The 7,481-nt window shown below is 64.2% G+C and carries 8 protein-coding genes; 4 read left to right on the top strand and 4 right to left on the bottom strand.

The window, feature by feature from the left end; genetic code table 11:
* From H0W47_RS17880 to H0W47_RS17865, 4 genes are all read left to right on the top strand, one after another.
* Positions 1-1,260: phosphomannomutase/phosphoglucomutase (locus H0W47_RS17880; RefSeq protein WP_296926851.1), on the top strand; the 1,260-nt coding region annotated here is incomplete at its 5' end.
* A 146-nt stretch (positions 1,261-1,406) separates the two neighbouring features.
* Positions 1,407-2,441, top strand: coding sequence for a lipopolysaccharide heptosyltransferase I (gene waaC, locus H0W47_RS17875; protein ID WP_296926849.1), 1,035 nt, complete (start codon positions 1,407-1,409; stop codon positions 2,439-2,441).
* A complete protein-coding gene (locus tag H0W47_RS17870) occupies positions 2,441-3,745 on the top strand; it encodes a 3-deoxy-D-manno-octulosonic acid transferase (protein ID WP_296926854.1) in 1,305 nt (434 codons plus the stop codon). The genes waaC and H0W47_RS17870 overlap by 1 nt, the downstream gene beginning before the upstream one ends.
* A complete protein-coding gene (locus tag H0W47_RS17865; protein WP_296926847.1) occupies positions 3,738-4,862 on the top strand; it encodes a DNA alkylation repair protein in 1,125 nt (374 codons plus the stop codon). Before H0W47_RS17870 ends, H0W47_RS17865 begins: the two co-directional genes overlap by 8 nt.
* A 24-nt stretch (positions 4,863-4,886) precedes the next feature.
* Here H0W47_RS17865 and H0W47_RS17860 read toward each other — a convergent pair whose 3' ends face one another.
* The 4 genes from H0W47_RS17860 to H0W47_RS17845 form a co-directional block, all read right to left on the bottom strand.
* Positions 4,887-5,849, bottom strand: a complete 963-nt coding sequence (locus H0W47_RS17860; protein ID WP_296926846.1) for an alpha/beta hydrolase — start codon at positions 5,847-5,849, stop codon at positions 4,887-4,889.
* Between the two features lie 147 nt (positions 5,850-5,996).
* Positions 5,997-6,428: a YciI family protein gene (locus tag H0W47_RS17855; RefSeq protein ID WP_296926844.1), complete on the bottom strand. Its 432-nt coding sequence runs from the start codon at positions 6,426-6,428 to the stop codon at positions 5,997-5,999.
* Positions 6,429-6,499: 71 nt separating this feature from the next.
* The gene (locus tag H0W47_RS17850) at positions 6,500-7,150 is read right to left on the bottom strand and encodes a dihydrofolate reductase family protein (protein WP_296926842.1); all 651 of its coding nucleotides are present in this window, start codon (positions 7,148-7,150) and stop codon (positions 6,500-6,502) included.
* 35 nt (positions 7,151-7,185) lie between these two features.
* On the bottom strand, positions 7,186-7,481 hold a 296-nt coding region (locus H0W47_RS17845), incomplete at its 5' end, for a nuclear transport factor 2 family protein (RefSeq protein ID WP_296926841.1).

Genomic DNA, 7,481 nt, shown 5'->3' with positions numbered 1-7,481 from the left:
CAGATCACCGGCAGCCACAACCCCAAGGACTACAACGGCTTCAAGATGTTGCTGGCCGGTCGCGCGATTTACGGTGACGAAATCCAGGGCCTGCGCAAGATGATGGAGGCCCCCACGCTTGTCGCTTCGCGTACTACGCTGCCCCCCGAGGGGGCTAATTTTCCTAGGGGCGGCCCGTCGGAAAATTCTTCCTCCCCGACACCGCCACCTCGCACCGGAAAAATCACCAATATCAACGTGCTGGCCCCTTACCGCGACCGCATTGTTTCCGACATCAAGCTGGCGCGGCCCATGAAGGTGGTGATTGATTCCGGCAACGGCATCGCCGGCGCCTCGGCGCCCGGCATCTTCCGCGCCCTCGGCTGCGAGGTGACCGAGCTGTTCAGCGAGGTCGATGGCGACTTCCCCAACCACCACCCGGATCCGAGCAAGCCTGAGAACCTGAAAGACCTGATTGCCGCGCTGCAGGTGGGTGATGCCGAGCTAGGCCTGGCCTTTGATGGCGACGGCGACCGCCTGGGCATCGTCACGCGTGACGGCCAGAACATTTATCCGGATCGCCAGATGATGTTATTTGCGCGCGATGTGTTGTCACGCGTGCCCGGCGGCACCATTGTTTACGACGTGAAATGTTCGCAGCGCCTGGCGCCAGAGATTGAAGCTGCCGGCGGCACACCCTTGATGTACAAGACCGGCCACTCGTTGATCAAGGCCAAGATGAAAGAGCTCGACTCCCCGCTGGGCGGCGAGATGAGCGGCCACATCTTTTTCAAGGAACGCTGGTTCGGTTTTGACGACGGCACGTACGCCGGTGCGCGCCTGTTGGAGATATTGAGCAAGGTGGCTGACGTCGGCGCGCTGCTCAACGGGCTGCCGACCAGCTTCAGCACCCCGGAACTCAACGTCGCCTGCAAGGAGGGTGAGCCGCACGCGGTCGTGGAGCAACTCATCAAGACGGCGAGTGAACCCGTCGCCGGGCCGCCCCAAGGAGGGTTAAGCCCCCTCGGGGGACAGAGAGGACACGGCAGTGCCGAGCGTGGGGGCTATTTCCCGGCCCCGGCGAAGATCAACACCATCGACGGTGTGCGTGTCGACTGGCCGGACGGCTTCGGCCTGATCCGCGCGTCCAACACCACGCCGGTGCTGGTGCTGCGTTTTGAAGGGCACACCGAGGCCGCGCTCAAACGCATCGAGACCGATATGCTCCAGTTGCTGCGCAGCGTCAAGCCGGACGCCAGCTTCGCTGCCGCTGTTCACTAATGCCCCCACGGTCGCTCACTGCGTGTAGCTCCCTGCCCCCCGAGGAGGCCGCTGCGCCTGCGGGCCGACGGAGCCGGACCCGCGGCCCCTGCTTGACAACGCGGGGAAAAAAACTCTTTCCAAGTCCAGTTGCGGCTGACTGACTCGTGAAAATACTTCTGGTCAAACTCTCATCGCTGGGCGACGTGGTGCACACGCTGCCGGTGGTGCAGGACATCCTAGCCGCGCATCCCGGTGCGCAGATCGACTGGGTGGTGGAAAAAGCCTTTGCGCCGCTGTTGACCCCGCTGCTGGGCGACGGTGTGCAGCGCGTCATCCCCTGTGAGCTGCGGCGCTGGCGCAAGGCGCCCTTCAGCGCGGCCACGCGTATCGCCTGGCGGGCTTTCCGGCACGAGCTGCAAAGCCAGTCCTATGACGCGGTGATCGACTTGCAGGGCCTGACCAAGTCGGCGCTGGTGGCCTGGCTGGCGCGGCTGGCGCCCGGCGGCAAACGTTACGCCATGGCCAACCAGACAGAGGGTTCGGGTTATGAGGCCCCTACGCGCTGGGTCGCGGACGTGGCCGTCACGCTGCCTGCGCGCAGCCACGCGGTGGTGCGCGGGCGCGAGCTGGCTGCGCGTGCGCTCGGCTACACCCCGGTAACACGCGCGGATTACGGGCTAAATCGGCCTCCAGCCCTCACGGATATTGAGCAATCCGCTCCTGAAACCATAGCATTCGCGCACGGGACCTCGCGCACCGACAAGCTCTGGCCCCTGGAAAACTGGATAGCGCTGGGCCGGCAACTGATTGCCCATGGTTACCAGATCGTGCTGCCGCACGGCAGCGATGATGAGCTGGCCACCAGCCGGGCGATTGCTCAGGTTTTGAACACAGCGGAAGACAAAGCCGCCGTGTTGCCGAGGCTTGCACTTGACCAACTCACGCAGCAACTCGCGCAGTGCGCCGGCGTCATCGGCGTGGACAGCGGCCTGAGTCACATCGCCGTCGCGCTGGATCTGCCGCATGTGCAGATCTACAACTTTGACACCGCCTGGCGCACCGGCCCGCTGCCCGCGACTACGGCAGGCGAGGGCGCCCGCCAGCGCAGCGTGTTTGCGCAACCCTGCCCGACGGTGGCGCAGGTGTGGGATGCGTGGCTGGCCTGCCGGTCGCCGGACAGGCACGAGGGCGCGGCGTGATAGAAGATGTCATTCGCAAGCTCTACTCGCTGCTGATGTGGGCGGCCCAGCCTTTCCTGCGGCGCAAGCTGCAGCGCCGTGGCCAGGCCGAGGCCGGCTACCTGGAAGCCGTGGATGAGCGTTTCGGCGTTTACTCGCAGCCCGCCGAAGTGCGGCCCGAGTTGGTCTGGGTCCACGCGGTATCGCTGGGCGAAACGCGTACCGCCGGCATTCTGCTGGCCGCGCTGCGCAAGCGCTGGCCCGGCCTGCGCGTGCTGCTGACGCATGGCACGGCCACCGGCCGCGCCGAGGGCGCCGGCCTGCTGCGCGAAGGTGATGTGCAGGTCTGGCAGCCCTGGGACAGCGAAGGCGCTGCCGCACGCTTTTTTGCGCACTTCAAGCCGCGCCTGGGCCTGTTGCTGGAAACCGAGGTCTGGCCCAACACCATGGCTTGCGCGCAGGCGCAGAGCGTGCCCGTGGCGCTGGTCAATGCGCGTTTGTCTGACAAGTCGCTGCAGCAGGCCACACGCATCGCCCCCTTGTCGCGGCCGGCCTATGCCAGGTTGTCGGCGGTTTATGCGCAGAGCGACAACGACGCACAGCGCCTGCGCGAACTCGGCGCCACGGTGCAGGGGGTGTTTGGCAACCTCAAGTTCGACGCCACACCGGATGAGGCGCAGCAGGCGCAGGGCCGCGCCTGGCGCCGGGCGCTGGGCCAGCCGGTGCTGATGCTGGCCAGTTCGCGTGAAGGTGAAGAGGATGAATTTTTCAAGAAGATTGTGGCCCTGGCCCTTTCCAGTCGGGCGCAACCAGCTATCAATACCATAGCGGGTGCACATCTGCAGATCCTCGTCGTGCCGCGCCATCCGCAGCGCTTTGACGAGGTCGAGGCGCTGGCGGTGAAACACGGGCTGTCGGTCGCGCGGCGCTCGGCGTGGAATGGCGCGCCGCAGTCCGCCGATGTCTGGCTCGGGGACTCCCTCGGCGAGATGGCGCTGTATTACGCGATAAGTGACGTCGCCCTGCTGGGCGGCAGCTTCGCGCCCCTGGGCGGGCAGAACCTGATCGAGGCCGCTGCCTGCGGCTGCCCTGTCATCATGGGGCCGCACACCTTCAACTTTGCCGAGGTGTCCGAGCTGGCAGAAGCGGCGGGCGCCGCGCGCCGTGTGGCTGACATGGACGAAGCCGTGCGCAGCGCCCGCACCATGCTGTCACGCCCCGCCACGCAGCAGGCTGCGGCCGACGCCGGCCTGGGCTTTGCCACGCAGCACCGCGGCGCCGCTACCAACACCGTGCAGGCCCTGGCGCAGTTTCTGGATGGCTGAGCCGCTGGTCAATCAGTACGGCGCCGATGTGCCGCAAGCGATTGCCCGCATGGTCACGGCGGTGCATCCGGCCTTCAATACGCGCAGGTTTGTCGCCGATGCACTCACCGGCTACGATGAACTGGCCCTGATGCCGCGCGGCAAACACATTGCGCAGGCGCTGCAGCGGCACTTGCCGGCTGATTACCCGAAGGCCATCCACATCCTGCTGGCCTCGCTGGACCAGCCGCATGGTCGCGATCCAGGCCTGAGCCTGGGCTCCTTCCTGTATTTGCCGCACACAATGTTTGTGGCGCAATTCGGGCTGGCGCATTTTGAGGACTCCATGCGCGCGCAACATGCGCTGACGCAGCGTTTTACTGCCGAGTTCAGCATCCGCGCTTTTCTGCAACACCACGAAGCCGCCACCCTCGCACGATTCAGGCAGTGGGCCAGCGACCCCAGCGAACATGTGCGCCGCCTGGTGTCTGAAGGCAGCCGGCCGCGCCTGCCCTGGGCCAGTCGACTGCCGGCCTTTCAGAAGAACCCGGCGCCGGTGCTTGAGCTGCTGGAGCTGCTGAAAGACGACCCGGCGCTGTATGTGCGCCGCTCGGTCGCCAACAACCTCAACGACATCGGCAAGGACCATCCGGAGGTGTTGGCGAAGACTGCGAAGCGATGGCTCAAGGGCGCGAGTGATGAGCGGCGCTGGATCGTGCAGCACGCGCTGCGCTCGGCCGTCAAGCGCGGCGAGGCGGGCGCACTGGCCGCCCTTGGCTTCGGCAAAAGTGCGGAGGTGGCGGTGAGCCGCGCCCGCATCACACCCGCGCGCGTGCCCATGGGCGAGAAGGTCACCATCGCCTTTGACGTGTCAAACACCAGTGCAAAGGCGCAGGAAGTGCTGGTGGACTTCTGCATTCATTACGTCAAGGCCAGTGGCAAAACCAGTGCCAAGGTCTTCAAGCTCAAGGTCCTGAGCCTTGCGCCGAAAGAGACCGTACGGCTGAGCAAGACGGTGTCCACCGCCGAAATGACCACGCGCAAACACCATGCAGGCCAGCACCGCGTCGATGTGCTGCTCAATGGGCAGGCGCGGGCTCTGGGGGTGTTTGAGTTGGTGGGTGTTGCGCAGTTTTAGATGCTTTGAGGTGTCCGTTTACCTCTACTTCCGCTCGCTGACCTGCTGCGCCCAACTGGCCGTGTTGTTCTTCGCATCAAGGAAGGGCAACACCGTCGGCACCAGAGCCGGCGCCAGAAACAGGTCGTAATGCGTGAACCCCGGCAAGATCGCCAGGCGGTTCTTCGCCATGTGCTCCCGGCCCCAGCCCGCGTCCTTCAGTCCGCCGCCCAGCAACTGGTAAAACTTCACGATGTGCTCGGGGCGATACATGTCGCTGTCGCCGTAGACCAGCATGACTGGCATCGCAAGCTTTTTGACGTCTTCCGAATAGTCGTAAGGCTTGCGCATGAACGCGCCCATCTGGTCGAGCAACTTGGGGAAATCCTGCGGACGCGGCGCGACCGCGGCGTAGGACTTGTACATCGGCGTCTCTTTCATCATGTCGGCCATCGCCGCGCCGACTTGCGCCTGCATCGGGAGCATTTCCGGAAAGAAGCCATCCTGCGCGTAGTCGGCGGACACCAGCACCAGGCGCCGCACCCGCTCGGGATGTTGCACCGCAAGGCGAAAGCCGACACCACCGCCCATGGAATAGCCCATCACATCCACCGGGCCGTAGCCGAGCTGCTTGAGGATTTGCGCCATGTCGTCGCCCATGTCCACCAGGCTGACGGGCCGGGCGGTCAGCGCCGTGCGGCCGTGCCCGTACAGGTCAACGCCGATCACCTGGCGGGTTTTGGCCAGCGTCGCCAATACCGGGCCGAACATCTCGATCTGACCCAGCCCTCCGTGCAACAGCAACAGCGGCTCGCCCTTACCGTGAACCTGGTAGTGGTAGTTGACGCCATTGACGTTGAGGTAGCCGCTCTTGACGGGCTTGCTGGCTGGCGCCGCGCGCCTGTCCGCGCCGCGCTTGCCCTCCGCGGGCTGGGAAACGGCAGGCAGCGCCGCGAAAGCCACTGCCGCTGTGAGCAGCGCGGCAAAAAGAGTGCGAAGTGACTTCATTGATCTCTCCTGAAGAATAGGCCCATCGGGCGTTCGGGTTGTTTCAATACCACGACGAAGCAGGGTCGATGAAATCGACACCGCCGACTACGTATGCACGTACGCGGCGGCCTTCGCGCCTGCATGAAACGGATGCAAGTGAGGCGATCAGGGAGTCTTGGACTTGTCCACCTGTGCACGCAATCGCTCTTCCTGCGCACGCAGCTCCGGCGTGAGAGCCTCGCCGAAATCTTCGGCCCCGAAGATCTGCCGGATCTCGATTTCCGAGTCGCCAGGCATCGGGTTGGGGCAGCGCTTGACCCAGTCAATCGCTTCCTGCAGTGAGGCGCATTGCCAGAGCCAGAAGCCGGCAACCAGTTCCTTGGTTTCGGTGAACGGCCCGTCGATCACCGTGCGGTTCTTGCCCGAAAAGCGCACACGGGCGCCCTTCGAACTCGGGTGCAAGCCTTCACCAGCTTGCATGATGCCAGCCTTGACGAGCTCTTCGTTGTAGCGACCCATCTCCGCGAGCAATTTCTCGCTGGGCATGATGCCGGCTTCGCTGTCGGCGGTGGCTTTGACCAGGACCATGAATTTCATGTGATTCTCCTTGTTGGATTGACGTGGTTGAAGTGGTTGAAGCAGTGATCAATGGCGATTTACTGATGGACTCAATGACCCGCCGCACGGGTGAACGTCATATGCGTGACCCCGACGGGCGACGAGACGGACTCGATGTTGTAGCTCTTCTCAAGGCTCTCCAGGCCGTCCCAGAGCCGCACACCGCGGCCGAGCAGGATAGGGACCACCACGATGTGCATGTGGTCGACCAGTCCGGCCTTGAGGAACTCGCGGATCATGGTCGGGCCTCCGCCTATGCGTATGTCCTTGCCGCCCGCAGCCTTGCGTGCCGCCTCAAGTGCTTTAGCCGGCGACGCGTCGATGAAATGGAAGGTTGTGCCCCCTTCCATTTCAATCGGCGGACGGGGGTGATGGGTCAGGACAAAAACCGGTGTGTGAAATGGTGGGTTGGAGCCCCAAGGGCCCTTCCACTCCGGATCTTCGTGCCAGCCGGGGTAGCCGTATTTGCCGGCACCCATGATTTCGGCGCCAATTCCCGGCGTAAAAAGACGAAGGAAACTGTCATCGACGCCAGCCGTGCCGCCAGACTCACCGAGCATCCGGCGACCCCATTGGGTTTCGAACATCCAGTCGTGCAGCCGTTCGCCAGCGTGGCCGAACGGTGCATCGCGACTTTGACCCTCGCCGGTTCCGAAACCGTCGAGCGAGATCGAGAAGTGTTGGACGCGTACAAGTGACATGGGGGTGCTCCTTTGCTTGGGTTGGGGCGAAAGAATCAGGGGATTTGCGCGCTTCGGTACTTGTCGCCGACGGCCTCGCGGATGGGCGCCGTGTCATAGACGATGGTCATCGTCTCGATCAGGCCTTGCGCATCGAAATCGAAAAGGTCGACGCACTGAAATCTGACCTGCGCGCCATCGGCCAGCTCCCATTGGTAAGTAAAACAGGTCGAAGCGCGGCGCGAACCGACCGCGCTCACAAACACTTCACGGTCCTCGATCACGCTTCGCCGCGTTGCCGCCTTGAGCAGGTCAAAGAACTTGTCCGCCGGCTGCACGTTCAGGAAGGGCG

Origin of the sequence: Polaromonas sp. (genome assembly GCF_013817205.1) — a bacterium.
GTDB lineage: Bacteria > Pseudomonadota > Gammaproteobacteria > Burkholderiales > Burkholderiaceae_C > Polaromonas.
This window is presented reverse-complemented; position numbering and strand designations above follow the sequence as displayed.

What these genes read in the sequence shown, in the direction of transcription:
- H0W47_RS17865 (WP_296926847.1), top strand. Translation starts at nt 3,738, where the DNA reads ATGGCTGAGCCGCTGGTCAATCAGTACGGCGCCGATGTGCCGCAAGCG.
- H0W47_RS17860 (WP_296926846.1), bottom strand. Translation starts at nt 5,849, where the DNA reads ATGAAGTCACTTCGCACTCTTTTTGCCGCGCTGCTCACAGCGGCAGTG.
- H0W47_RS17855 (WP_296926844.1), bottom strand. Translation starts at nt 6,428, where the DNA reads ATGAAATTCATGGTCCTGGTCAAAGCCACCGCCGACAGCGAAGCCGGC.
- H0W47_RS17850 (WP_296926842.1), bottom strand. Translation starts at nt 7,150, where the DNA reads ATGTCACTTGTACGCGTCCAACACTTCTCGATCTCGCTCGACGGTTTC.